Raw genomic sequence first — 24,546 nt, forward strand, 5'->3', positions numbered from 1 at the left:
GGACGAGGGAACAGATGAGAACACGACCAAGAACCCGGCAGCGCGCAGCGGCGAGGCGCCGATGGGCAGGCCTGTCGACGGCGCTCGGGATGCTGGCGGCGGTCGTCGCCGGCGGGACGTTCGCCGGCTCCGCCGCGGCCGCCGCACCGCCCCCCGCTGGCCTGTACGAGGGCACTGCCGTCCAGATCATCGGGGCTGACAACGAGCTCGACGAGCCCTTCATCTTCGACCTCACGCTCGAGGTCGACGAGGACGGCACGCTCACCGCGTTCGAGACCGAGTACTGGTGGGTGTGCGCGACGGTTGGGCAGCACGGCTTCTCCCCGTTCGAGCCAGCCGTGGGTATCCCGATCACCGCCGACGTGCCGTTCGCGACCGGCACCGAGGTGGACCACGTGGTCGAGGGCACCATCTCCGCTGACGGCGCGGCGTCCGGCCTCGGGATGGCGCACGTCGGCGTCTGCGGCAATGCCCTATTCACCTGGACCGCCGAGATCACCGACTGGGACCCGCCGGTGCCGGACCCAGAGCCCGAGCCCGAGCCCGACCCGGAGCCAGAGCCGGAGCCGGAGCCGGATTACGAACTCGCTGAGCTCGCGCCGATCTCCGAGTGGGACATCGCGCGCACCGGCCTGCCGATCGAGGCGTCCGGCTTCGAGCGGGACGAGGCAGTGACGATCGAGGTGGCCGGCGAGACCCTCGAGGTGAGCGCCGACTTCTTCGGCGAGGTCGAGCTCATGCTCGGTCTGGAGATCGGAGCCGGTGAGCACACGGTCACCTTGACGACGGACGCCGGCAGCGTCTCGCGCGACGTCACCGTGATGGCCGACGGCGAGTACTTCGACGCCCATCCGCAGACTCCACTGCCGCTCGTGCTGCCCGAGGTGCTCACGGTGTCCGCGACCAGCGGGACAACGGTGGAGGTGCTCGTCTCCGACCACGCGACTGAGTCCGCGGTCGATGTCTTCCTCGACGGCGAGCGCGTCGACACCGTCCACACCGGCTCGTCCGGGTTCGTCGAGTACACGTTCGCCGGGCCGTTCAGTGCCGGAGAGCACGTCGTGGAGCTCGTGCACCCGAGCATCACCGTCGAGACGTCGTTCGCCGTCGTCCCCGACGGGCAGGGCACCCCGCCCCCGGCCGGCACCTACACGGGCGTGGCGACCCAGGCCGTCGCCGGCACCATCTGGACCGGCGACGACCGCCAGTTCCCGCTGACCTTCACCATCGACGAGGACGGCCAGATCTCCGACCTCGAGACCGAGTACCAGTGGGTGTGCTGGCTCGGCACGCCCCCGACAGGCGAGTCCGACATCACCGGCCTGCCCGCCACCCCGATCACTGCTGGCCAGCCCTTCGGCGCCCACTGGATCGACGGCGTGGACCCACACTCCTTCTACGGCACGGTCCAGGCGGACAGCTCGGCCGCCGGATCGCTGGTCATCGACGACGGCTCGTGCGGCTTCAGCCGGCTGACCTGGGTCGCCCAGGGCGACGGCGAGGTCCAGCCGGAACCCGAGCCGGAGCCCGAGCCGGAGCCGGAGCCCGAGCCTGAGCCGGAGCCGGAGCCGACGACTATCCCTGCCGTCACGCCGACCGGGGACGAGCTGGTCACCGACGCCGAGGGCGGGATCACCGCTCCCACGACCGCCGAGGCCGGTGAGTCGATCACGGTCACCGTGCTCGCCGCCGAGTCCGGCAACGACGTCGGCGTCTGGTTCTTCTCCGACCCCGAGTACCTCGGCACTCACACGGTCGACGCCGACGGCACCGTCGAGGTCACCCTCCCCGCCGGCGCCGAGCTCGGCGACCACCGACTGGCCGCCTGGTCGGCCGACGGCCTCCTCGGCTGGGCTCCGGTCACCGTGACAGCGCCCGACGACGGCGACGAACCCGGCACTGGCACCGACGGTGACGGTGACGACGGCGGCGACCCGGGCGCTGGCGAGGGCGACCCAGGAGCGGGCGACCAGGACGCGGGCACCGGGGACGACGGGTCGGACGACACCGGCGGTAGCACCGACGACGGCACCGGCGCTGGTAGCGGCCCCGACGGCTCAACCGGCGACTCTGCCGGGCAGCCCGACGGATCCGGCACGGACCACGCCGGGACCGACGGCGGCGCCAACGACGCGGAGCGACTGCCGGCCGCCGGTGCTGCCACGGCGCTGTGGGCCGTGCTCAGCGGGGTCCTCCTCCTCGCCCTGGGCGCGATGATCACGCTCATGGCACGCCACCGCGTAACCAGGTAGCCCGCGGCGCGAGAGGCCGGCCCCGAGATCCCGGGGCCGGCCTCTTCGCGTCCGCGGCTCCAAGCTGGACCTCACGCCGCCGAGGGGACCAGCACCGCCGCCCCCAGCAGCGCGAGCCGGTCCGCAGCGACGGACCCTGGGGCTGCGTGGAGCACGACGAGCTCCATGCCCTCAGTGCCGCTGATGGCCAGCCGCTCACGGTGGAGCGTCATCTCCCCCACCTGCGGATGGTCGAGCCGGAGCGTGGCACCGCGCTGCCCCCGTACGTCATGTCGGGCCCACAGCTGGCGGAACCGAGGACTCCAGCGTAGGAGCTCCCCGACGAACTCGCCGAGGTGAGGGTCGTCGATGGCGTTGCCCACGGTATGGCGCAGGCTCGCGACGAGGCATTCGGTGACGCCCTCCCAGTCTGGGTGGAGCGCCCTCTCCGCCGGGTCGAGGAACACGTCGCGCAGCTGGTTGCCGCCGTCGGTGAGGCGCGGCGACACCGCTCTGGCCAGCCCGTTCGAGGCCACGATGTCGAAGAACCGGTTCTCGATGAAGGCCGGCTGCGGGAGCGAGTGCAGCAGCGTCAGAGCGCCGGCCGGTGGCGGCTCGTCGCGTGCCCATTGCCGGGGACCCCGAGGTATCTGCGCCACCAGTGACCGCAGGTGAGCGCGGTGCTCGTCGTCCAGCTGCAGCACGCGAGCGATCGCCTCGAGCACCTGCAATGACGGGTTGCGGTCCCGGCCGCGCTCCAGGCGCAGGTAGTAGTCGACGCTGATGCCCGCGAGCATCGCGACCTCCTCGCGTCGCAACCCGGGCACCCGTCTCGCACCCATGGTGGGGATGCCCGCCTGGTGTGGCGTGACGAGCTCGCGCCGAGCCCGCAGGTACGTGCCGAGCGCGTTCGTCCGCTCCCGCACGACGTCGGCGTGCAGCGCGGCTCCGGGTGGCGCGGCGGCGAGAGGGGGCCCTGCCAGACCCCCTGCTGACGAGGGATCTGGCAACCGCTGCTCGTGGCTCATAACGTCGACAACAGCGCAACCGCGCGGATCATTTCGGAAGGGACCCCCATGACGATCACGCTCGTCACCGGCGCCAACAAGGGCATCGGTTATGAAACAGCCAAGCAGCTCGTGGACCAGGGCCACACGGTCTACCTCGGCGCCCGCAACATCGAACGAGGAGCGGCGGCAGCGGACCGGGTCGGCGCGCGGTTCGTCCAGCTCGACGTGACCGACGACGCGTCCGTCGACGCCGCGCTGGCCGTGATCGACGACGCCGAAGGCAGGCTCGACGTCCTCGTGAACAACGCGGGCATCCTGGAGACCGATCTGACCGGCGCTGCGGCCCTGCGCGCTTTCGACACCAACGCCGTGGGCTTCGTGCGTGTCACGCAAGCGGCTCTGCCGCTGCTGCGCAAGTCGGCCAGCCCCTCGGTGCTGACCGTCTCGAGCAGCGCCGGTTCGTTCTGGGCGACGACGAACCCGGAGCGGCCGGAGTACGGGCTGGCTGCGCCGCTCTACTCGGCGTCGAAGGCCGCGGCCACGATGCTGACGGTGCAGTACGCCAAGGCGCACCCGGACATCAGGTTCAACGCCCTCGAGCCCGGCACCACCGCGACGGACCTCACCGCCGGCCTCGGTATCGGCCGCCCGGTGGCCGACAGCGCCCGCGCCGTCGTCCGGCTGGCAACGCTCGGCGCGGACGGCCCGACCGGAACCCTCCAGGACGAGCTCGGTGAGCTGCCCTGGTGACGACCATCGGCATCCTCGGCGCCGGCCAAGCGGGAAGCACACTCGCTCGGGCGGCGATCGCGGCGGGCTACGACGTCGTCATCGCGAACTCGCGAGAGCCCAGCACGCTGGCGGACCTGGTTCGATCGCTGGGGCCCGGCGCACGAACTGCGTGGGCAGCCGACGCCGCAGCGGCAGCCGACTTCGCGTTCCTCGCACTCCCTTACGCGCCGGACCACACGCTGCCTGGTGAGGAGCTCGCGGGCAAGGTCGTGCTCGACAACAACAACTACATGGTCTGGCGTGACGGCCACTTCCCTGCCGTCGATTCCGGCGAGAAGACCGTCCATGAGCTGCGGCAGGAGCAGCTGCCCGCCGTCAAGCTCGCGAAGGCGTTCAGCCACGTCCAGTTCCACGGCCGCCCGCAGCTTCGCGTCCCGAGCGATGCGCTACCGGCGCTCGTCCGGCTCGCCCGCCCCGCCGGCGCCCGGGACCGCACGGCCCTGGTGGTCTCGAGCGACTACCCGGACGCGGTCGAGCTCGTCACCCGCTTCTACGACCATCTCGGGTTCGACACGGTCGACAACAGCCCGTTGCGCGAATCGTGGCGCAGCGCCCCCGGTACCCCGATGTGGTTGCCGTCTTTCGACGGACAGACGCGCGAGGAGCTCAGCCACAATCTGCGGCGTGCCGAACGCCCCCGGGTGTAGTTCTGACCAGGTCCGCCCTGGTTTTGACTCCGGCAGCGGAGGGCGGCGATGCTCAGTAGGCCCCCTCCTCGATGTCGTCACGCCTCACGTGACACTCAGGACATGGCGCCTGGTGACCGGGGGCACCCGCATCCGTGTCGAGCTTGAGGTGGACCACGTGACTCTGAGCATGAGCAAGGGCAATCAGTTCGTCGAGGAGACCCAGTCTCCCGAGGGTGCGGCAGCCTGGAAGCAGCAGCTGGACGAGTACGCCCCGGGCGCCTCTGACTGGGTCGTCGGCGCCGTCTTCGGCGGCACCTACCAGCGTGAGGGGCTCGAGCTCCGCGATCGGCAGATGCTGAACATGGCGGCGCTCGCCGCCATGGGCGGGACCGAACCCCAGCTGACCGGGCACATCAGGACCGCGGTGGACGTGGCCGGGATGAGCAGGGAGGACGTTGCCGAGTGTTTCGTCCACCTCATGCCCTACATCGGAGTGCCGAAGGTGCTCGCCGCGATGCGGTGCATGACAGCAGCGTTCGACGACTAGTCAGGCGGTACCGGCAACCGGCAATCCACAACCACACGTCCCGAGAGGAACCATGACTTCCCCAAATTCTGTTGTCCGCACGTCGGTGGCGCTGGCAGCCACCGCCCTCCTGCTCGTTGGGTGCTCGGCCAACGACGAGCCAGCACCGGACGAAGCGGAATCGACCTCGGCCACCGAGTCCGAGAACGGCGCTGGGGCGTCGACCGAGCCTGGGCTCGCCACCTGCGAGTTCAACAACGAGCTCGATGACCACCAGGGAGACGGCAGTGGAGTGTCTCCTTACGGGCAGCTGGAGAGCGCCGAGCTGCGCGAGGAGGCCGATGCGTACGTCGTCACGCTCACGGGTGACTTCTTCGACCCAGGCGTGCTCCTGGCTGACGGCGGCAACGGCAGCTTGCAGGTCATGCTCCACGGCGAGGACTACACCGCACCGGCACCGACCCTCATGACCGAGTTCCGGGCAGGTGAGATGGAGTTCTCCGGGACCTTCCTGGAGCAAGAGCAGCAGTCCCAGCAGACCGGAGCCGTGCTCGAGGACGGTACGTTCACCGCGACGTATCCCAAGGACTCACCGCACCTCGAGGGGTTCGAGCCGACGATGTGGACAGCGAGCGTCTACTTCGATGACGGCGATGAGTCGGTCAATCCGGTGAGCTTCCGGTGCGGGGACGGGCGCAGCTTGGACTGGGAACCGCTCGCCTGAGTCGGGCAACCGCCACGGCGGGACAGCCAGCTCGACCAGCGCTCGTACCCGATCGCCCGCCGCGCTACGTTGCCGCGCCGGCCTGCCAGCGGTCGGCGTACTCGGTGAGCCACAGCCTCTCCCCCGGCTCCACGCCGAGAAGGGCAGCAAGCTCGGGGTCGCGGATGGGCGTCGTCTTGTCGCCCTGCTGGAAGAGGAAGGTGACGTCGAGGATGTCGTAGCGGTACTCGCCGTCGGGCAGGCGTTCTTGGAACCGCGAGCTCGACGGGCCGAACTCGCACTCGACGAACGCGAAGGTCTGCAACCGGTCCGCCTGGCGGTCCCACGCGGCCACCGACGCGACGACGTCGGCGACGGCCTGCCCGTAGACGTCCGGGTTCTCGCGCACCACGTCGCTCACGGTGCGCCCGCTACCAGCGAGGCGCTCGATCCCGGGCCAGCTGGACGTCACCGCACGCTGGACGAACTCGTCCCAGTCCAGGTCGCCACCCACCGTGACCTCTACCCCGCCGCACGGGGCGAGGTCGTCCATCTCGCACGCGGACGCGTCGACGACCAACCGGGTGCGCCGGTCGGCCAGGGCGAAGATTCCAGACATAGCCCTATTGCACGCCTCGCCGCGAGCGAGCGCAAGGCCTCGTCGTCACAACCCCGTCTGGTTGACGCCGTGCTCCGCCTGCTCGCGGGTGAAGCCCTCGAAGACGAGCTGGTCGATGAGACCGGAGCGCGAGAACGACGTGTAGTCCAGCATGAACACCGTCGCCCAGGTCCGCGCCGCTCGCCGCGGTGGCCTTCATCGCCGTCGCGGTCTGAGGCGGGTCAGCCTCGGGCTCGGCGCCACCGCGGCTTCCCGCCCCGCCGGAGGACCGCGGGGCGGGAAGCTCAGTGCCGTGCGGCCAGGGCCGTCAGCTCACCGCCCGACGGCGCAACATCAGCGCCCCGGCGGTGAGCAACAGGGTCGCGATCATCAGTGCCGTCCGGATCGGTGCTCCGGTCGAGGGCAGCGCCCCGTCCGGATCGGCGCCAGGAGCGGTCGCGCCCGGCCCGTCGGCGCCTGGCCTACCGGGACCGGTCGGATCGGCGCCCGGATCGACCGGGTCGATGCCAGGATCCGTCGGCTCCTCGCCCGGATCCGTCGGATCCTCACCCGGATCCGTCGGCTCCTCGCCCGGGTCATCGGTCGCCAGCACAGCCGTGAACGGTGCCACGCTGATCCGGTCGACGATCGGCGCGTGCTGCGCACGCAGCAGGATCCCTGGCCAGTTGTCCTCCGCGTAGGTCACGCCGTCGAAGTTCGGCAGTTCCTCGCTGGCGAGCAGGATGCTGTTCTCCCCCGCGGACAGCTCGAGCACCACGGTGCGTTCCCAGAAGTTGTTCTCGTGGAACGTCGGCGGGAACATCACCCGCTCGCTGGCCCCGCCGTTGACCGCGATGTCTGCGTGACGGCCGAGGGGGTTGGGGTTGTAGTGCGTCCCGGGCACCTGCTCGGGGTTGGAGTAGCGGAAGGTGACCGCGTGCGGCCCCTCCTCCTCGGCGTCGACGATGAACGTCAGGGTGTTCTCGTTGCCCGGCTCACCGCCGACGTTCGTCACGGCCTGCCCGCCCTCGGCGAGCGAGTACTCCGCGACCTCCGCCTCGCCGGCGAGCATGGCGTCCTCGGCCTGGTACTCGGCCACCGCCAGGGCGTCCTGCCCCGGCGCGACCACCAGCCGGTCGAGCAGCACGCCGCCGCCCGCACCGGTGACCGTCACCTTGTTGACACCACCGGACAGGTACACCGCCGCTTCCTGCGCCTCGGCGAGGTCGAGCACCTGGCGACCGTTGACCGTCAGCGTCCCCTCGCCCGAACCCACGACGTCGGCGGTGAGCGTCGACTCCCCCTCCTCGGCCGAGTAGACCCAGAAGGTCGCCGTCTCTCCGTCGGCGAGCTCCACCGCGCCGGATCCGGACACGCCGTCGGCGGCTGCCGCGACACCGGCTGAGTCAGCCTCTTCGACGACGGTGGTGCCGCCGTCGAGGTTGGCGAGCTCGGCCTCGTAGACGGTGGCATCCGCCTCGGGGTTGGGCAGCGCCAGCGTGATGCGGTCGATCAGCGCGTCACCGATCGTGACCCCGCTACCGTCCAGGCTCTGCGCGGCCAGCGAGATGGTGTGGGTTCCTTCGGTCAGCTCGACCGTCGTCCCGGCGTGGTCCCACACCACCCACTTGTACCCGAGCGGGAGGAACACCTCCTGCTCCTGCTCGCCGTCGACGGTGAGGAACACGTTGGTCGGTCCCTGCTCCTCGATCAGCTCGTAGGTGTTGAGGCTGTTGGCGAAGACCTTGAGGTCATAGCTGCCGTCCTGGGGCACGGTGACCTCGAAGTCCAGCTGCAGGTCCGAGCCGGTCCGCATCCCGCCGACGTCGTAGCCGCCGGAGGTGTAGAACTTGCCGACGTCGGCCGGCGAACCCTCGGGGCCGTTCACGCTGTAGCTGCTTCCGCTGTACGCGGCGTCCTCCGCCTCGTAGCTGCCCTCCCACAGCGCGGGCGACGCGGACGTCGATGTCCCGGACCCGGCCGGCATCACTACGAGCTCGTAGGCCGAGGCTTCCTCGAGCAGTGGCAGCTGCTCGCCGTCGAAGTCCAGGCTCAGTGCGCCGTCGACCACGGGCAGCACGAGCTCGGCCACGTGCCGCGGCTGCGGGGAGTCACCGAGCTGCCCGGTCCAGGGGATCTCCCGGACCCAGACGCGTGCCTCGTCCCCGAACAGGTCGGTGGGCAGGTTCACGATGTCGACGGGGGCGGTGCCGTCGGCGCCACCGAGGATCGCACGAAGCACCGCGTGCTCCTCGTCCAGCGCGGCGACACCCTGCAGGGTGTAGTTCTCCCCTGGGAAGGGCGGGGTGACGTCGACGGTGTGGCCGCTGAGCGCGGCGTACGTGTTGAACAGCCACCACTGGCCGTTGCCGCGGTTGGCGCCCACGGCGGAGTCGGACAGGTTGCCGTTGATGTTCCAGAACGCGATCATCGCGTCGACCTTCGACTCCTCGATCGCCGAGATCCACTGGATCATCTGACCGGGTACCGAGGTGTGGTAGTTGAAGGCGTACTCGTTGATGTTGATCGGCAGCTCAGTGCCCTCGTACTCGGTGCCGGCGAAGATCTCTGCTTCCCACTCGCGGTACTTCACCACGGAGTCGCGGATGCCCTGCGGGTGGCTGAGCTCGTGCCAGCTGATGATGTCGGGCAGCGTGCCCGCCCCGACGGCGTGCTCGAGGAAGCCGTACACCTGGTCGTACAGGATGCTGGTGTTGGGCCCGCTGATCCGGGTGTCGGGCAGCGCCTCGCGGATCATCGCGTAGGAGTGGTCCCACGCCGCGAAGTAGTCGGTGGGGTCGTTCAGCCAGCTGGTGCCGTCGTAGCTCCACTCGCCGGTGCCGAACATGTTGCCCTCGGGCTCGTTGAACGGCTCGATGACGATGTGGTCGCGGTAGGGGTCCTCGAGCTGCTGGACCATGGCGAGCTGGTCGGCCAGCACCTCCCAGTAGTCGGCGAGCCGCTCCTCGGGGGTGTCGCCGGGCCACTGGTAGGGAAAGCCGCGGTACCAGTCGGTGGTGCGTACGTACACGTCCCCGCCGGTGGTGTCGGCCAGCTGCTGGACGACCTCGAGCGCGTCGGAACCAGGGTGCTGGGCACCGTCCTGGCCCTTGGTCGCCACGGTGCGCACGTTCATGCCCTCGACGAGGTTGTCGCTGGGCATCCCGTCGGCGTACAGCCCGTACAGCAGGCCGGCGGCGCCGCCGTGGATGGGCCCGGTGTCGGTGCCGGCGTCGATCCGCAGCTCGCCGCGGGTGACGGTCACCCGGGCGGTGATGTCTGCGCCGGCGGCCGTGCCGGCCACCTCGACGACGCCGCTACGATCGAACTCGCCAGGGTCGACGTCGTCCCAGTCGACGGCGACGTCGCGGTCGTACCCGTCGGAGAAGGTTCCCCGGACGGCGTCGGGCAGCTCGGGAGTGTTGCCCAGGGTGGTGCGCAGCTCGAGGACGTCGGAGGCCAGGCCGGTCAGGGTGGGCAGGTCATCGCCCACCAGCTCGGCCACCTGGTCGGCGGACAGTGCGGAGTGGTAGATCCGGAAGTCGTCGACGTCGGCGCGCAGCATCGGGTCGGCGTAGAACGACCGCCCGAGGTAGCCGGCGCTCGTGGCTCCTGCGGTGAGGAGGTCGTCGGCGCTGGTCGTGGTGCTCATGGCCGCCACCTCGACGCCGTCGAGGTAGGTAGTGAGCTGCTCGGCGTCGGTGTCGAGCGTGGTCGTCAGCGTCACCCACTCTCCGGCCGGCAGCGCGCCGTGCCCGGTGATCAGGTCCTCCCCGCCGCCGCCGGCCGTGGTGACGGCGGTGCGCAGGCGTCCGTCGGCGTTGGACGGCGTGGTGAACAGGTAACGCTGGTTGTTGCTGCCCAGGGCGTAGAGCCACTGCCAGCTACCGCCGGTGCCGGCCCACCGCAGCCGCACGGAGACCGTCAGGTCCGCGGTGTCCTCCAGCGCGCCGCGCGGCAGCGTCACGTACCCGCCCCCGTTGCCGCCGGGCAGCTCCAGGGCGGTGCCGCCGTCGGCGGTCGAGATCTGCGCCGTGGTGCCGCTGATCGTGCCGTCCAGGCCGTTGCCGGAGGCGTCGGGCACGGTCTCGCCGTCGATCTCCGCCATCGTGTAGTGCAGGTCGGGCTCGGGAACCGCGGCCCCCGCCGGTACCGACAGGCCACCGAGCAGTCCGGCAGTCAGCGCTGCCGTGGTCGCGACGGCGACGGTCCTCGTCGGCCGTCCCCGCTCTCGTCTGGTCGTCCTCATCATCGAGCTACCTCTCTCTCGTTGTTGCCCTCGATGGGCATGGCGCCGAGAAGCCGCCGCTCCAGCGGTGGTGGAGTCAGGGGTCCGCGAGACAGCCGCGGACCCCTGACCTCGACGCGCTAAGTGGTCGTCATCCAGCGTTCGCCGAACCGACAGGACGGCGGATACCAAGGGTGTCGGTGCCGTTGCCGTCCCAGTCGCCCACGTGCACCTCGTCACCCAGGCGACCGAAGGTGATCACCGTGTCCGCGTCCCCACCGCGCAGGGAGTTGTTCACGTGATATGTCCGGCCGCGCTGGACGGCGAAGCTGTCCGTGCCGGTGCCGTCCCAGTCCCCGGCCAGGGTCACATCCGCGCCCCTGCCGTAGGTGAAGGTCACATCCGCATCCCCGCCACGCAGGGAGTTCTTCACGTGGTAGACCGCCCCACGGCGCACCGCGAAGGTATCCACGCCGTCGCCGTCCCAGTCACCGACGAGCACCTGGTCGGCTTCGCGGCCGTAGCGGAACACCCAGTCGGCGTCCCCGCCACGCAGGGAGTTCCTCACGTGATACTCGTTCCCACGGCGCACCGCGAGGGTGTCGGTACCGTTGCCGTCCCAGTCACCGACGAGAACGACGTCATCGTCCCGGCCGTAGGTGAGCACCACGTCGGCCGGTCCACCGCCCTCGCTGTTCCTCACGTGATACTCGTTCCCGCGACGTACCGCGATGGTGTCGGTGCCGTCGCCGTCCCAGTCACCGATGAGCACCTCATCGGCCCACCAGCCGTACCTGAACGACAGGTCCGTCGACCCTCGCCAGGTGTTGGACAGGTGGAACTCCGCCGAACGGCGGTCGGTCCCGGGCTCCTCCGGTTCCTCGGGCTCACCCGGCTCCTCGGGCTCACCCGGCTCCTCGGGCTCCCCGCCCTCGGTGGAAAAGGTGACCCTCCACTCCGCTTCGGCGTCGTCGTCGAGCACGAAGCCCTCCAGCGCACGCGCCGTGACGGTCACCGTCCCGGCCCCCGGGTACGTCCCGGCCTCCACGACCTCACCGTCCACCAGGTACTCCACGCCCTGGACTGCAGGGACCGTGAACGAGTCGTCCTCTGTGCCGTCCTCGTCGGCGAAGGTCACCGCCTCGGGCGTGACCAGGACCGGCTCCGCACTGTCGACGGGGTTCAACGTCCAGAAGCGGTCGGCGATCTCCTCATCCGTCGCGGTGGTCTCCGACGATGTCCCGCTACCGGCGGTCACGGTGCCGTCGGCGCCGTTGCCCGAGGAGTCGAGGACCACTCCGGTGTTCTCCTCCTCGTCGAAGTCGTACTGCAGGATGTCGCCCTCGGCGGGCTGGCCCTCGGCGAGCTCCGCGACGTCGGCAGCACTGAGCGCACGGGAGTAGATGGCGAAGTCGTCGATCGCCCCGTCGAAGGGCGGATCGTTCGAGTACTGGGCTCTGCCGAGCCAGTTGCGTCCGTTGGACGCGTCGAGGTCCGCCGGCGAGACGGTGATCTCGTCGTTCGTAGCCACGGCCTCGCCGTTGATGTACATCGTCCCCGTTGTGCCCGAGACCGTCACAGTGACCAGCGACCACTCGTCGAGCGTGAGGTTCTGGCCCGGGTAGTCGAGCCGCTGCTCACCACCCGCGCCGCTCGTGGTGATGACGAAACGAGGTCCGCTGCCTGCGCTGACGGTGAAGAACATGCTCGAGCTGGAGTCGAAGCCGATGTCGAAGACGCGTGACCAGGTGCTCAGTGCGGCGGGCTTCACCCAGGTCGAGACCGACCAGTCACCGTCCAGCTCGTCCACGACACCGTCCGGCACAGTGACGTAGGAGTCGGCGCGGCAGAAGTCGAGCGCCGTGCCGATCTTGCCGGGCTGGCGTGGGCCGTCGGCGGTACAGCTGCCCATGTGAGCCCCGTCCGTCCACTGGATCACCGCGGCGCCGGGCTCGGTGCTCATCGCGTCGACCCCGAGGGTGAGCCCGGTGCCGTAGTTGGCCAGGCGCACGTTTCCCTTGTTGTCGGGGACGAGCTGCCACAACTGGTCCGCGGCACCGTCCCCCTCCCGGAGCGCTGCCGCCACACCGTTCTCGGCGACCGCCTCCTCGATGCCGAGCGTGAGCCCACTGGCGACGTGCACGATCGTGTACAAGCCAGAACCTGCCTCGGTCACGCGCCACGCCTGGGCGCCGTCGTCACCGGCCTCCGCCTGGACGACGGGAGTGCCGAGCTCGGCGCTCCCGTCCCGCGCGTCGAGGGCGAGACCGCTGTGCAGGTTCTCGACGGTGTAGGTGCCGGCCAGGCTCCCCGGATCAGGCTGGGCTTCACTGACGACGACGTGGTAGCCGTACATCGGGTTCATCACCACCGGCACCGTGATCGAGCCGTCCGCACCCACCTCGTAGGTGGTGCTCGAGATCGTGATCGGCGCCTCGGTCGGCGTGGTGCGGCCGTACGATGCCGTCGCTTCGAGCATCACGTTCACCTCCTCGCCGAGGTCGAGCTCGTCCAGGCCGTTGACGACGATCGACGTCGGCCCGCTGTTGCCGCCCGCGATCACGCGGACCTCGTCCTTCGCGTCGTTGACGGAAGCGGCACCGTCGAGCAGGTCCTCGTTCGTCGGCGGAGTCGTGGTGACCATGTCACCGCTCATGGCCGCATACCAGGTGTAGAGCCAGTAGGCGCCGTTCGGGTCCCCACCACGGTGGGTGAGCAGGTCACCAAGCGTGCCGGACTGGTTCCAGAACGCCAGCTCGGCACGGTCGACGCCGAAGCGCTCGAACTTGGCGATGTAGCCGACGAGCACCCCGGGCAGACCGACCTCCTGCGGACTGGCGTACTCCGCGATGTCGATCGGCCGGTCCTCGATACCCAGGTCATCCATGATCGCCTGGACATTCTCGATGTCGCCCTGGATCTTCGAGGACCGAATGAGCTCATGCCACTCGAGCACGTCCGGAACCGTGTCGGTCTCGACGGCGAACTCGAGGAACTCGCGCATCCCGCTGATGTTGTCCGAGAAGCTCGGCCCCTGGATCGGCATGTCCGGCCCGATCTCCTCGCGCAGGACGTTGTAGCTCAGCTCCCACAGATCGAGGAAGTCGCCGTTCTCCTCCAGCCACGTCTGGTCGGACTCGTTCCACGGCGCGTACGCGACGACATTGGTGACGCCGGCTTCCTCGACGTCGGCGACGACGTCGCGAATGACGTTCTCCCACCCCTTGCGGTCCTCGGTGTCCTCCCAGCTGAACTGGTACGGCCAGCCCGGGTAGTAGTCGACGATCCGTACGACGATCCCGGCGTCGTGCCGTTCGGCGGTCCGCCAGACGTCGAGGGTGTCCCCGGTGGGTTGCTGGCGCCCTCCCGGGGGCATCTGGACGAAGGTGTTGGGCTTGATCGGTGCAATGAGGTCGTCGGAGGGAACGCCCTCGTCGGCGATACCGTAAAGGGACCCGGTGGCGACGTGCGACACCTCCCGGAAGGGCTGGTCCGCCTCGACGACGAGCGTGCTCGCGGGATCGGGCTGCAGCTGCGCCGTCTGTGCAGCGGCGCTGCCTGACGCTCCGGCAGGCACGAGGCCGCCCAGCAGGGCGACAGCGGCACCGGCTGCTACTCCTCGCCTCCGCCGTCTCAGTGTTGGGCGTGGACTGAATGACATCTGATTCTCCTTTGAATAAGAACGCGGCGAGCTGCCGCACGAGCCTTCCCGAGCTGCCCCCTACCTGTCGAACCGGTTCGATTTGGACAGCTGTCCCGGTGTCTCCCACGATGGTCAGCAAGCCGCTCCCGGGCTGCTCATGACTCACCTCCAAGTCGGATCCCGCAGTTCGGCCGACGACGTGCGGCAGGGCGCCGTCGCGCAGGAACACCGGCACGACGTCGAGCGGGGCGGCGACCGTCAACCACCGGCCGCCGTCGTGCTCCTCGCCGGTGGCGGCGTCGGTCCAACGCGCACCGGCCGGCAGGTAGACCTCCCGGCTGCGGGTGCCAGCGAGGACGACGGGCGCGACGAGCACGTCGGGGCCGAACAGGTACTGATGGGCCACATCCCACGCGACCGGGTCGGCCGGGAAGTCGTGGAACAGTCCGCGCATCACCGGCTGGCCCTCGCGGTGGGCGAGTGCCATGACCTCCCGCGTGTAGGGCCGCAGCGCCTCGCGCAGGTGTACGTAACGTTCGAGGATCGGGTAGGTCTCCTCGCCGTAGGACCACAGCTCGTTGGGCCCCCCGCTGCGCAGCCGCCGCGAACCGTCGCCAGCGGTGACCTCCTCGTAGGGCAGCCGGTCGCCGTGCACGCGCATGACGGGGCAGAAGGTGGCGAACTGGAACCACCGCACGAACAGCTCACGGAAGTCCTCGTCGTCGACGTCACCGAGGTGGAAGCCGCCGATGTCGGTGGTGAACCAGGCGATCCCGGCCACGCCCATGTGGATGCCTGCGGTGATCTGCCGGCGCAGGTCGGCGAAGGTGGAGCCGATGTCCCCCGACCACGCCAGGGCGCCGTAGCGCTGGCTGCCGGCCCAGGCGCAGCGCACGAGGTTGACGACCTCGTGCTGTCCGGCGGCGCGCTGCCCCTCGTAGAAGGCCCGGGAGTACAGCTGGGGGTAGAGGTTGCCGACCTTGACGTTCGGGCCCAGGTGGTAGCGGTAGTTGTCGAAGTCGTAGACGCCGTACTCCGGCTCGGCCTCGTCCAGCCAGAAGAGACGCACACCCAGCTCTGCGTAGTTGCGCCGGCACACCTGCCAGATGAACTCGCGGGCCTCGGGGTTGGTGACGTCCACGAACATGCTCGGGGCCTCGAAGGCCATCTGCACCCCGATGCCCCGCTCGGTGCGTACCAGCAGGTTGTTGGCTGCCAGCTGGTCGAAGTTCTCCGAGTGCACGGAGACCTGCGGCCAGACCGAGACCATCAGCTCCACCCCGTGCTCACGCAGCTCGGCGACCATCGCGGCGGGGTCGGGCCAGAACTCCTCCTCGAACCGGAAGTCGCCCAGGTGGGGCCAGTGGAAGAAGTCGGCGACGACGACGTCGAGCGGCAACCCGCGGGCCGTGTGCTCGCGCACGACGCCCAGCAGCTGCTCCTGGTTCCAGTAGCGCAGCTTGGACTGCCAGAAACCCAGCCCGTACTCGGGCATCATCGGGACCCGCCCGGTGACGGCGGTGTAGGCGGCGCTGATCTCGGCAGGTGTGTTCCCGGCAGTGATCCAGTAGTCCAGCTGATCGGTCACCTCGGCGTGCCACTCGGTGCGGTTCGCCCCGAACGTCGCCGAGCCGATGGCCGGGTTGTGCCACAGGAAGCCGTAGCCGCGGCTGGAGAGCACGAAGGGCACGCTCGCCTGGGAGTTGCGATGGGCCAGCTCGAAGGTGCAGCCCTTGAGGTCGAGGATGTCCTGCTGGTACTGGCCCATCCCGTAGAGCTTCTCGGCCGGGTCAGCGGTGAAGGCGGCGGTGACGGCGAGGTCGGCGCCGAGGTGGGGGCGCAGGTCACGGGCGCGCAGCCGCAGCGAGCCGCCGGGATCCAGCTCCTCCAGCAGCAGCTCGCCGCGGTCGTTGTAGAAGGCCAGGCGGCAGTGGTGCACGGGATAGCCCACGACGTGCTCGTCACCGGTCCAGGCGGTGGCCACCGCGCGGATGCGGCCGTGGGTGAGGCTCGCGGTGGCGCCGTCGATGGTGATGCCCGCGGGGTTGCCCGGTTGGGGAAGCAGGGCGTGGTCGGTGTCCAGGACATCGCCCTGGAGCGTGGCGCGCACCCGCAGGCTGTGCTCGCCCCACGGTTCGACGACGAGGGTCTCCCCGCCGCCGCGCCACATCAGGGCGCCGTCGCGCTCGGTGAAGGGTGTGGTCACTGCTCCTCCTTGGCGGCGTGCACCGGCAGGAAGACGCGCATCTGGGCGGGGCCTCGCTCAGCCCACTGGTGGTAGGGCACCAGCTCGAGGTCCACGGCTCGACCCGGTCGGGGATGAGCCGCCGGTCCCGAGCGGTACGGCAAGGCACCGGGGACGTCCTCGCCAGGCGTGATCCACCCGCCGGCCAGCACCGTGCCGCCCGGGCCGGTGCGCAGCTCGGTGGTCGGGTCGAGGAGGACGTCGGCGAGGTCGTCGGCCGCGGCCAGGTCGGTGCTCTCCAGGCACATCACCAGCGGGCCGCGCTCGACGGCGACCGAGCCGCGCAGGCCGTCGATGCGCGGGTCGGGCCAGGTGAGGCGGGCCGTCATGGGCAGCTCAAGGCGGATCCGCTCCCCCGCACGCAGGTCTGGGACGTCGATCCAGCCAGGCTCGGCGTCGGTGGCTGGGCCTCCCCCGCGGGCGATGGTGGCGCCGGCCGCCCAGGACGGCACGCGCAGCCGGAGCTGGACCGGCCGGTCGGGAACGTCGAGGACGACGACGTCGACCGCGCCGTCGTCGGGGTAGCTGGTCGCCACCCGCAGCCGCAGCCGCCCGCCGGCGGCCAGGTCCACCGCGAGCTCGCCGGCGGCGTACTGCAGGAGAGTGAGGGTGTCCCCGTCCGTGGCGGCGAGGTAGGTGTGGGCCGAGGCCAGCGTGCGGGCCACGTTCGTGGGGCAGCACGAGACGTCGAACCACGGGGCACGGACCCCGCCCTCGGCGCGGGCGTTCTCGGCGTCCTGCGGCACGTCCGAGCCGGGGACACGCTGCTGGAGCGGGTTGGCGTAGAAGAACGCCCGCCCGTCCTCGCGTGGCGAGGTGGCCACGACGTTGTACATGGTGCGTTCGATGAGGTCGGCGTAGCGGACCTCACCGGTGGCCAGGAACAGCCGCCAGGAGACCATCACCGAGGCGATGCCGGCGCAGGTCTCGCAGTAGGCGCGGTCGGCGGGCAGCTCCCAGTCGTCCCCGAAGCCCTCGTCCTGGTGGCGCGAGCCCATCCCGCCGGTGAGGTAGGTACGCCGTTCGACCGAGCGCTGCCACTGCGCCTGCACGGCGGCGAACAGCTCGTCGTCGGCGAGGTCGACGGCGGTGTCCAGGGCGCCGGCGGCCAGGTAGAGCGCGCGCACGGCGTGCCCGCGCCACACATGCGCCTCGCGAACCGGGATGTCGTCCTGGAAGTAGGCGCTGCTCAGCAGCGGGACGGGGGCGAGCAGCCCGCGGCCGCGGCGCTCCACGAAGAGTTGAGCCAGCTCGACGTAGCGGGCCTCGCCGGTGGCGCGGCCGAACTCGGCCAGCGCTACCTCGATCTCGGGGTGGCCGCAGATCCCCTCGCGTCCGCCGGGGCCGAACTCGCGGTAGACGTGGTCGGCGGCGCGGCGGGCGACGGCCACCAGCTCGTCCTGCCCGGTGGTGCGCAGCCGGGCCACGGCCGCCTGGAGCAGGTGCCCGGTGCAGTACAGCTCGTGGCCCATCTCGAGGTCGCTGTAGCGGGCCCGCTGCCCGGCGTGGCCGAAGCAGGTGTTGAGGTAGCCGTCGGCGTCCTGGGCGGCGGCGATCCGGGTGGTCAGCCGCCTCAGGAGCGCGTCGGCGTCCGGGTCGCCGGCACGCCCGTGCTCCCAGGCGAGGGCCTCCATGAGCTTGTAGACCTCGGAGTCGGAGAACTGCCACCCGGGCCGCTCGCCACCGGTGCGGCCCTCGGCCACGGCGTCGAAGTTGGCCAGCCAGCCCAGCCGGTCCATCCAGTCGAGGCAGTGCCGCAGGGTGGCGGCGGCGTTGGTCCGCTGGCGGGTGCCCCAGAAGCCGCCGTCGAGGGTCACCTCCCTGATGCCCACCCCTCGCCGGTGGCCGCGGGCCGGTACGACGGGTCGCGCTGACCGTGCCGCAGTGTCCGTCGACGGCGTGTCGAGATTGGCAGTCATCTGCATCAGTCCTTGACGGCCCCGGCGGTCACGCCGGCGGCCACGTAGCGCTGCGCGACGACGATCAGGATCGCCGCGGGGATGGAGGCCACCACAGCGGTGGCCATGATCGAGTTCCAGGTGGTGGTGTTGTTGCCGATGTACTGGTAGATCCCCAGCGTGATCGGGATGAGGTCGCCGTTGCGGTTGAGGGTCGAGGCGAAGATGAAGTCCGACCAGGCCCACAGGAAGGCGAACAGCGAGACCGTGACGATCGAGTTGCGGCTCAACGGCAGGACGATCGAGCGGAAGGTGCGCCATGGGCCCGCGCCGTCGATGGTCGCCGCCTGCAGCATCTCCTTGGGGATGCCTGCCATGAACGCGGTGAACAGCAGCACCCCGAAGGGCACCGCGATGGTGGAGCTGGCGATGATCAGCCCACCAACCGTGTTGAGCATGCCGAGGCGGACGTAGATGGCGTAGAAACCCATCGCCATGACGACGCTGGGGATCATCTGGGCCACGAGCAGCAGGAAGTTGATCCCGCCCGCGCCCCGCACGTGCAGCTTGGAGAGCGCGTAGCCGGCGGGCGCGGCGATGAGCAGGGTGAGGACGACGCTGCCCAGCCCGATGACCAGGCTGGTGCCCAGGTTCGGCAGCTGGTCGCGCAGCACGCTGGTGTACCCCTCGAGGGTGGGTTCCCGGGGGTACCAGTGCGGCGGGTTGGCGCGCATGTTGCTGGTGCGCGTAAGCGAGACGTTGAACATCCAGTAGACGGGAAACAGCATGATCCCGGTGAGCACGAGACCCACGGCGGTACGCGCCAACGGGCGGCGGGTGGTCATGAGTCCTCCTGACGGCGCTGGAGGTAGAGGTAGAGCAGCCCGACGGCAAGGGCGAGCAGGATGAGCATGTTGCCGATCGCGGCGGCCATCGAGAAGTTCGGCTGGGCGGTACCGAAGGCGTGCCGGTAAGAGAGCACCGCGAGGTTGGCCGAGGCGCTGCCCGGCCCGCCGGTGGTCATCACCCAGATGACGTCCACCACCTTGAGCGTGTAGACGAAGCCGAGCAGGAGGGTGATCGCCGAGACCGGGCGCAGCAGCGGGAAGGTGATGTGCCGGAACCGCTGCCTGCCGCCCGCGCCGTCCAGGGCGGCGGCCTCGTACAGGTCGGTGGGGATGTTCTGGAGCCCGGAGTAGAGGATGACGAGGTTGAAGGGGATTCCCAGCCAGATGTTGGCGATGAGCACGGAGAGCAGCGCGGTGCTGGGGTCGGTGAGCCAGTTGATCTGCCCGATCCCGAAGGCGCTGAGGAAGGAGTTGATGATCCCGTACTCGCTGTTGAGCATCCAGGACCACACCGAGCCGGAGACGATCAGCGGCAGCAGCCACGGGATGAGGAAGGCCCCGCGGAGCACGGCCGACAGCGGGAAGCTGCGCTGGAAGAAGACCGCCAGCGCCAGGCCGATGGCGTACTGCGCCGCGATGGAACCGAGGGTGAAGATCGCGGTGTTGCGCAGTGCGGTGCCGAAGGAGCTGGAGGAGAGCGCGGCCTGGTGGTTGTCCAGGCCGACGAACTCGGCGTCGCCTTGGACGAAGGCCCGGGCGTCGTACCAGTGGATGCTCAGGTCGATGTTGCGCCACAACGGGTAGGCGTAGAACACCACGAGGTAGACCAGCAGCGGGGCGACGAACGCCAGGCCGGCCCAGGTGGTGGCTGTGGGACGCCGCCTGCGCCGCTCTCCCGGGTCACCGGCGGGAGCCGGGAACCCGGGAGTGCGGGTCAGGGCGACGTCAGAGGGGGTCGTCGTCATGACACCTTCCTCGTCTGGTGGTGACCGCGATCAGCGCAGCAACCGTGGTGAGGTGGACGAGCGTGCCGTTCAGCCGGTGGCGGCGGCGGCGTCGCTCTGGGCCTGGGCGAGGGCCTCTTCCGCGGTCATCGCGCCACTGGTGGCGTTCTGGACGGCGGTCCACAGCGCCTCGGAGATCCGCGGGTAGTCCGTGCCGAGGTTGTCCGAGGTGCGGCCCCGGGCGGACTGCACTGCTGCCACCCAAGTGTCGAGCTCCGGGTGCTCCTCGAGCAGGGCCTGCTGGCCGTCTGCCGTCGGGGGAATGTAGTACGCGAAGGTCGTGGCCGTCTCCGTCAGCCCCTCCGGCGTCGTCATGCACTCCACGATCTGGGTGGTGACCTCGTAGCGGTCCTCGTCCTCCTGGACGGGAGCGGTGATGAACTCACCGCCGGTGGGCGCGGGGGCCACTCCCCCGTCCTGACCCGGGATCGGGATGACGCCGACGGGGAAGTCGGCCTCGGCGGCGCTGTTGACCTGCCAGGTGCCGTTCTCCACGAACCCGAAGTCGCCGGTGAGGAACTCCTCCCAGGTGGTGTTCTGAGAGTTGTTGATGACGGTGTTGGGCGCGTAGCCCTCGTCGAGCCAGTCGACCCACAGCTGGAGGGCGGCGGCCGCTTCGGGCGAGTCCAGCTGGCGCAGGTCCGCGCCGGCACCCCAGAACCAGGGGAGGAACTGGAAGGATCCCTCCTCGGTACCGATGCCGGCGAAGGTGATGCCCCGAGCGCCGGAGTCGTCGATCGCCGCCAGCGCGTCGGTGAGGGAGGCCCAGTCCGTGATCGAGGCCGGGTCGACGCCGGCGGCGTCGAGGATGTCCTCGTTGTAGAACAGGGCCAGCGTGTTGGCGCCGATGGGAATGCCGTAGGCCTCACCGTCCATGATGCCGGCGCCCAGGAGGTTCTCGTCGAAGGCTGCGGTGTCGAAGCCGAGCTCGGTCATCGTGGTGAGCATGCCGGTACCGGCCAGGGTGGAGACGGCCGGGTTGTCCAGCAGGATGATGTCCGGGGAATTGCCCTCCTGGGCGGACAGCAGCGCTTGGTTGGTCAGCTGGGTGGTGTCGAAGGCGGTGCGGTCGATGGTCACTCCCGCTTCGGTGCCACAAGCCGCAACCCGGTTGTCCCAGTCCGATCCGTCGGTGTGCTGGGGATAGGGGTCCCACCAGGTGTAGGTGCCACCAGCGGCGGTGTCCTCGCCCCCGCCGTCGTCGTCCGAGCAGGCGACAAGCGCGCCCGAGGCGAGCACGGCCGATGCTGCGAGGGCAATGGTCCGAGACTTACGATGGTGCGACATCACGGGTTCCTCCTTGAATTTTGTGATGGTTCGGGTGACGCCGGGCCTGACGCCACCCGTCAGGACCGGGGCGGTTGCGTGCTGCCCCGGTCCTCCAGCTCTGGAGAGATGAGCCGGGTGACGTGCGGTTCCGCCCGCCCCACGGGCGACTCGATCCTGCGGACCAGCTGTCGCACAGCCATGGTGCCGAGTCGGTCGGGGGCGCTCTCGATGAAGGAGAACGGCAGCGAGAAGGTACGGGCGAACTCGTCGGAGTAGCGCCCGATGACTGAGTAGTCCGCCGGCGCGCTCAGCCCGCGCGCGTGCAGCACGGTGGGCAGTGCGGCGGCCGCGGCCTCGTTGTTGAGGAGCAGACCGGTGGCACGGGGGTGGTTGTCGAGCAGCTGGTTGAGCTCGCGGCCGATCTCCGGCTGCTGGGCAGCACCGTGGACGGCGTGCAGGATGATGCCGCGCCGCTGAGCCTCCTCCTGCGCGGCGTTGCGCAGGCGCCACACGTAGGCGCCACCGCGCTCCACCACGTGCCGGGGTTGGGACACGAGCACCAGCTCGCGGTGCCCGAGCCTGGCGAGATGCTCAACCATGAGCCGGCCGGCCTCGGGGAAGTCGAGGTCGAAGATGTCCAGGCCGCTGCAGTCCTCCGGGAGCCCGACCAGCGCGCCAGGCTGCCTCGCGGCGCGCAGCACCGGCAGCCGCGGATCGTCGTCCGCGACGTTGAGGAGCACGACGCCGTCGACCATGCGGGAGTCAGTGAGCCGGCGCAGCGCGCTGGGACCGTCGGAGTCGGTAACCAGCAGGATGTCGTAGCCCAGCTTCCGGGCCGTGTCGGAGACGCCGAGCATGTACTGGAGCATCGCCGGGGCAAACTCGTCCTCAAGGAACTGGGCGAACAGGCCGATGATGCGGGTCTGCGCCGTGGCCAACGCTCGGGCACCGGCGTTGGGGGTGTAGCCGAGCTGATCGACGGCAGCGCGCACGCGCTCGCGCACCTCCGAGGAGATCGCGCGCTTGCCGGACAAGGCGTAGGAGGCCGTGCTGCGCGACACGCCCGCCACACGAGCCACATCGGCGATCGTCGCCATGACGTCCTCCTCATCGAGCCTGCGCTGGCTGTCGAACCGGTTCGCCTACTATACGGGCGTCGCATCGCTCAGTGTCAAGTAAATCCGCGACTCTAATCGAACCGGATCGACTAAGGACGCAGCCAGCGCCAGGCGCCTGCGCCACTACGCATCACCGATCGATCGCCACCGCGTGACCGTGTTCGCCACCAACACCCGCCCCGGCGGGCGCAGCACCCAGCTCGGTCACCTGGAACTGGGCCACCGCCGCCGGGCGCGCCGCGAGGACCACATCCGCACCGCCAAAGACACCGGACTACGCGCGCTGCCGCTGCACGGCTTCACCCCGAACCAGATCTGGCTGACCGTCGTCGCCCTCGCTGCCGAGATGACCGCCTGGATGCAGATGCTCGCCCTGCCCGACGCCCGCCGCTGGGAACCCAACGCTCGACTGGTCGAGCGGCGCCGGCCGGTGCGAGGCCGGCGCCGGCTCGCGTCAGGCCGCGCCGGCCTGCTCGGCGAAGTGGTTGACGAACACCACCATGTCCTCGAGTGGGATCTCCTCGGGGATCGCGGTCATGGTGACCACGCCGCCGTCGACCCGCTGGTAGCAGGTGATCGCGCTGCCAGACTCGTTGGTCCCGCAGCTGCCGGTGCCGGCGGGGGTGTTGTCGGTCTCGATGTACTCGACCAGCTGCTCGTACGGGGAGCCCAGGATGTTGGAGTCCAGCGAGATCATCAGGCTCGACACGTCGTCGGAGTACATGTGGGCGGGGCCGCTGCTCTCCCCGACCGAGAACGGACCGATGGCCTGCGGGGGCTTCGCCACCGCGGCGGCGGGGATGACCGCACCCTCGGGGGCCGGGCCCGGGTCGGGCGCGTCGATGTCGTCCACGGTCGCGGCATAGTCAGCGGCGCTGTCCGTGGGCGCCCCACGGAGGCTGTCGGCAGAGTCCTCCTCCTCGGGGCTCTGCGTCTCCGGCTCCGAGGAGGTCGGCTCCTCCTGCGTCGTGGCCTCCTCGGTCGCCGTCGTCGGCTCGGCGGCGTCGCCGTTGCCATCCGCGTCGCCGCCGCAACCCGTCAGGCCCATCGAGACGAGGGCGAGGGCGGAGAGGAACATGACGGGCTTGCGACGCATCGAGGAATCCTTCGGTGTGAGGGCACGCGTGGGTGCAGCTGGCGTGCTGGGGGGCTCCGGAAACCCTAACCAATCCCTACCGAAATGCCAGTTTGGGTGCTCTGCCGTCGGGCCGTCCTCGCGACCGTCGCCCGCGCTCCTGGCTCCGACGCCTGCGTGGGCCGCTCCAGCGTCCTCGAGTCAGTGCACGACGAGTCGGAGCCGGCGCGCTGCCTGCTGGAGGACAGTGTCGTGGCATTCGATCGCGCGGGTCGCGGTGCACGTGTACGCCGATCCGACAGCGTCCTTGATCGGGGTCCCTGTGGGGTAGTTCCCCAGGTCCACCCACAGCGCGTAGCACTCCATCTCGGTCCCGTGGCGGGAGGTGGTGAGGTCGTCGGCACGCTTGGGCATGAAGGAGCTGATATTACGGACGGCTCGCCACTGGACGGGCATGCTCTGCTCGTCCATGTGGCCGAGCCGACGCCACTGCTCGGAGACGGACTCAACGCCCTCGTCGTCGAACAGGCCCTCGTAGTCGTCGTCCGTGACCTGGGCGTAGGCGAGGGACTCTTCGTACGCGGTGAGCTGCTCGACGCCGCAGTAGAGGGTGGCGAAGCCGGCGATGTCGAACCGGCTCCAGTTCTCGTCAGGGTCAACTTCTCGGGAGGTGGGGTGAGGGCGCCGTACGCCTGTTTGTGGACTCGCCACAGCGTCCCTGGGACGGGC

The 24,546-nt window shown here is 70.1% G+C and carries 18 protein-coding genes and 1 pseudogene; 6 read left to right on the forward strand and 13 right to left on the reverse strand.

The genetic code is table 11. From position 1 onward, the window contains the following. Positions 1-89 precede the first annotated feature (89 nt). Positions 90-2,252 carry a hypothetical protein gene (locus V2J52_RS04335; protein ID WP_331226429.1) on the forward strand — a complete coding sequence of 721 codons (2,163 nt, stop codon included), beginning with the start codon at positions 90-92 and terminating at the stop codon, positions 2,250-2,252. Positions 2,253-2,323: 71 nt separating this feature from the next. Here the strand turns inward: V2J52_RS04335 and V2J52_RS04340 are convergent, their stop codons facing one another. After that, positions 2,324-3,157, reverse strand: a complete 834-nt coding sequence (locus V2J52_RS04340) for a helix-turn-helix domain-containing protein (protein ID WP_331226430.1) — start codon at positions 3,155-3,157, stop codon at positions 2,324-2,326. Positions 3,158-3,307: 150 nt separating this feature from the next. On the opposite strand from V2J52_RS04340, the gene V2J52_RS04345 reads away from it, so the two are divergent. From V2J52_RS04345 to V2J52_RS04360, 4 genes are all read left to right on the forward strand, one after another. Then, positions 3,308-3,991 carry an SDR family NAD(P)-dependent oxidoreductase gene (locus V2J52_RS04345; RefSeq protein WP_331226431.1) on the forward strand — a complete coding sequence of 228 codons (684 nt, stop codon included), beginning with the start codon at positions 3,308-3,310 and terminating at the stop codon, positions 3,989-3,991. Beyond that, entirely contained in the window at positions 3,988-4,680 is a 693-nt protein-coding gene (locus V2J52_RS04350; RefSeq protein WP_331226432.1) for an NADPH-dependent F420 reductase, read from the forward strand. Before V2J52_RS04345 ends, V2J52_RS04350 begins: the two co-directional genes overlap by 4 nt. A gap of 157 nt (positions 4,681-4,837) precedes the next feature. Continuing rightward, positions 4,838-5,209: a carboxymuconolactone decarboxylase family protein gene (locus V2J52_RS04355; protein ID WP_491062144.1), complete on the forward strand. Its 372-nt coding sequence runs from the start codon at positions 4,838-4,840 to the stop codon at positions 5,207-5,209. 52 nt (positions 5,210-5,261) lie between these two features. Beyond that, positions 5,262-5,912 carry a hypothetical protein gene (locus tag V2J52_RS04360; protein ID WP_331226434.1) on the forward strand — a complete coding sequence of 217 codons (651 nt, stop codon included), beginning with the start codon at positions 5,262-5,264 and terminating at the stop codon, positions 5,910-5,912. A gap of 64 nt (positions 5,913-5,976) precedes the next feature. Here the strand turns inward: V2J52_RS04360 and V2J52_RS04365 are convergent, their stop codons facing one another. From V2J52_RS04365 to V2J52_RS04410, 10 genes are all read right to left on the reverse strand, one after another. Next, entirely contained in the window at positions 5,977-6,510 is a 534-nt protein-coding gene (locus V2J52_RS04365; protein WP_331226435.1) for a hypothetical protein, read from the reverse strand. A gap of 45 nt (positions 6,511-6,555) precedes the next feature. Next, entirely contained in the window at positions 6,556-6,663 is a 108-nt protein-coding gene (locus tag V2J52_RS04370) for an Ltp family lipoprotein (protein WP_434056367.1), read from the reverse strand. 154 nt (positions 6,664-6,817) lie between these two features. Next, entirely contained in the window at positions 6,818-10,738 is a 3,921-nt protein-coding gene (locus V2J52_RS04375) for a LamG-like jellyroll fold domain-containing protein (RefSeq protein WP_331226436.1), read from the reverse strand. Between the two features lie 130 nt (positions 10,739-10,868). Beyond that, the gene (locus V2J52_RS04380) at positions 10,869-13,763 is read right to left on the reverse strand and encodes a LamG-like jellyroll fold domain-containing protein (RefSeq protein ID WP_331226496.1); all 2,895 of its coding nucleotides are present in this window, start codon (positions 13,761-13,763) and stop codon (positions 10,869-10,871) included. Further along, positions 13,657-16,530, reverse strand: a complete 2,874-nt coding sequence (locus tag V2J52_RS04385; protein WP_491062165.1) for a glycoside hydrolase family 31 protein — start codon at positions 16,528-16,530, stop codon at positions 13,657-13,659. The genes V2J52_RS04380 and V2J52_RS04385 overlap by 107 nt, the downstream gene beginning before the upstream one ends. Before the next feature lie 32 nt (positions 16,531-16,562). Next, on the reverse strand, positions 16,563-18,524 hold the full coding sequence (locus V2J52_RS04390) for a glycoside hydrolase family 127 protein (protein WP_331226438.1): 1,962 nt from the start codon (positions 18,522-18,524) through the stop codon (positions 16,563-16,565). A gap of 5 nt (positions 18,525-18,529) precedes the next feature. Then, positions 18,530-19,348 (reverse strand): carbohydrate ABC transporter permease, encoded by an 819-nt coding sequence (locus V2J52_RS04395; protein WP_331226439.1) that lies wholly within the window; start codon positions 19,346-19,348, stop codon positions 18,530-18,532. Beyond that, positions 19,345-20,316, reverse strand: coding sequence for a carbohydrate ABC transporter permease (locus tag V2J52_RS04400; protein WP_331226440.1), 972 nt, complete (start codon positions 20,314-20,316; stop codon positions 19,345-19,347). Before V2J52_RS04400 ends, V2J52_RS04395 begins: the two co-directional genes overlap by 4 nt. Before the next feature lie 69 nt (positions 20,317-20,385). Further along, positions 20,386-21,642, reverse strand: a complete 1,257-nt coding sequence (locus tag V2J52_RS04405) for a sugar ABC transporter substrate-binding protein (RefSeq protein ID WP_331226441.1) — start codon at positions 21,640-21,642, stop codon at positions 20,386-20,388. A gap of 59 nt (positions 21,643-21,701) precedes the next feature. Continuing rightward, positions 21,702-22,721 carry a LacI family DNA-binding transcriptional regulator gene (locus V2J52_RS04410; protein ID WP_331226442.1) on the reverse strand — a complete coding sequence of 340 codons (1,020 nt, stop codon included), beginning with the start codon at positions 22,719-22,721 and terminating at the stop codon, positions 21,702-21,704. Positions 22,722-22,838: 117 nt separating this feature from the next. Here V2J52_RS04410 and V2J52_RS04415 point away from each other — a divergent pair. Continuing rightward, positions 22,839-23,142: pseudogene (locus V2J52_RS04415) on the forward strand (transposase); the annotation flags it as partial. A gap of 54 nt (positions 23,143-23,196) precedes the next feature. On the opposite strand, the gene V2J52_RS04420 reads toward V2J52_RS04415, so the two are convergent. Continuing rightward, entirely contained in the window at positions 23,197-23,838 is a 642-nt protein-coding gene (locus V2J52_RS04420; RefSeq protein ID WP_331226443.1) for a hypothetical protein, read from the reverse strand. Positions 23,839-24,018: 180 nt separating this feature from the next. Further along, entirely contained in the window at positions 24,019-24,528 is a 510-nt protein-coding gene (locus V2J52_RS04425; protein WP_331226444.1) for a hypothetical protein, read from the reverse strand. Between the last annotated feature and the right edge of the window lie 18 nt (positions 24,529-24,546).

The organism is Georgenia sunbinii (genome assembly GCF_036421875.1).
Classification (GTDB): domain Bacteria; phylum Actinomycetota; class Actinomycetes; order Actinomycetales; family Actinomycetaceae; genus Georgenia_B; species Georgenia_B sunbinii.

Coding starts and splice junctions, on each gene's coding strand:
- V2J52_RS04420 (WP_331226443.1), bottom strand. CDS start 23,838: ATGCGTCGCAAGCCCGTCATGTTCCTCTCCGCCCTCGCCCTCGTCTCG.
- V2J52_RS04345 (WP_331226431.1), top strand. CDS start 3,308: ATGACGATCACGCTCGTCACCGGCGCCAACAAGGGCATCGGTTATGAA.
- V2J52_RS04385 (WP_491062165.1), bottom strand. CDS start 16,530: ATGTGGCGCGGCGGCGGGGAGACCCTCGTCGTCGAACCGTGGGGCGAG.
- V2J52_RS04360 (WP_331226434.1), top strand. CDS start 5,262: ATGACTTCCCCAAATTCTGTTGTCCGCACGTCGGTGGCGCTGGCAGCC.
- V2J52_RS04410 (WP_331226442.1), bottom strand. CDS start 22,721: ATGGCGACGATCGCCGATGTGGCTCGTGTGGCGGGCGTGTCGCGCAGC.
- V2J52_RS04380 (WP_331226496.1), bottom strand. CDS start 13,763: ATGCCGATCCAGGGGCCGAGCTTCTCGGACAACATCAGCGGGATGCGC.
- V2J52_RS04405 (WP_331226441.1), bottom strand. CDS start 21,642: ATGTCGCACCATCGTAAGTCTCGGACCATTGCCCTCGCAGCATCGGCC.
- V2J52_RS04375 (WP_331226436.1), bottom strand. CDS start 10,738: ATGAGGACGACCAGACGAGAGCGGGGACGGCCGACGAGGACCGTCGCC.
- V2J52_RS04335 (WP_331226429.1), top strand. CDS start 90: ATGCTGGCGGCGGTCGTCGCCGGCGGGACGTTCGCCGGCTCCGCCGCG.
- V2J52_RS04400 (WP_331226440.1), bottom strand. CDS start 20,316: ATGACGACGACCCCCTCTGACGTCGCCCTGACCCGCACTCCCGGGTTC.
- V2J52_RS04395 (WP_331226439.1), bottom strand. CDS start 19,348: ATGACCACCCGCCGCCCGTTGGCGCGTACCGCCGTGGGTCTCGTGCTC.
- V2J52_RS04370 (WP_434056367.1), bottom strand. CDS start 6,663: ATGCTGGACTACACGTCGTTCTCGCGCTCCGGTCTCATCGACCAGCTC.
- V2J52_RS04365 (WP_331226435.1), bottom strand. CDS start 6,510: ATGTCTGGAATCTTCGCCCTGGCCGACCGGCGCACCCGGTTGGTCGTC.
- V2J52_RS04390 (WP_331226438.1), bottom strand. CDS start 18,524: ATGACTGCCAATCTCGACACGCCGTCGACGGACACTGCGGCACGGTCA.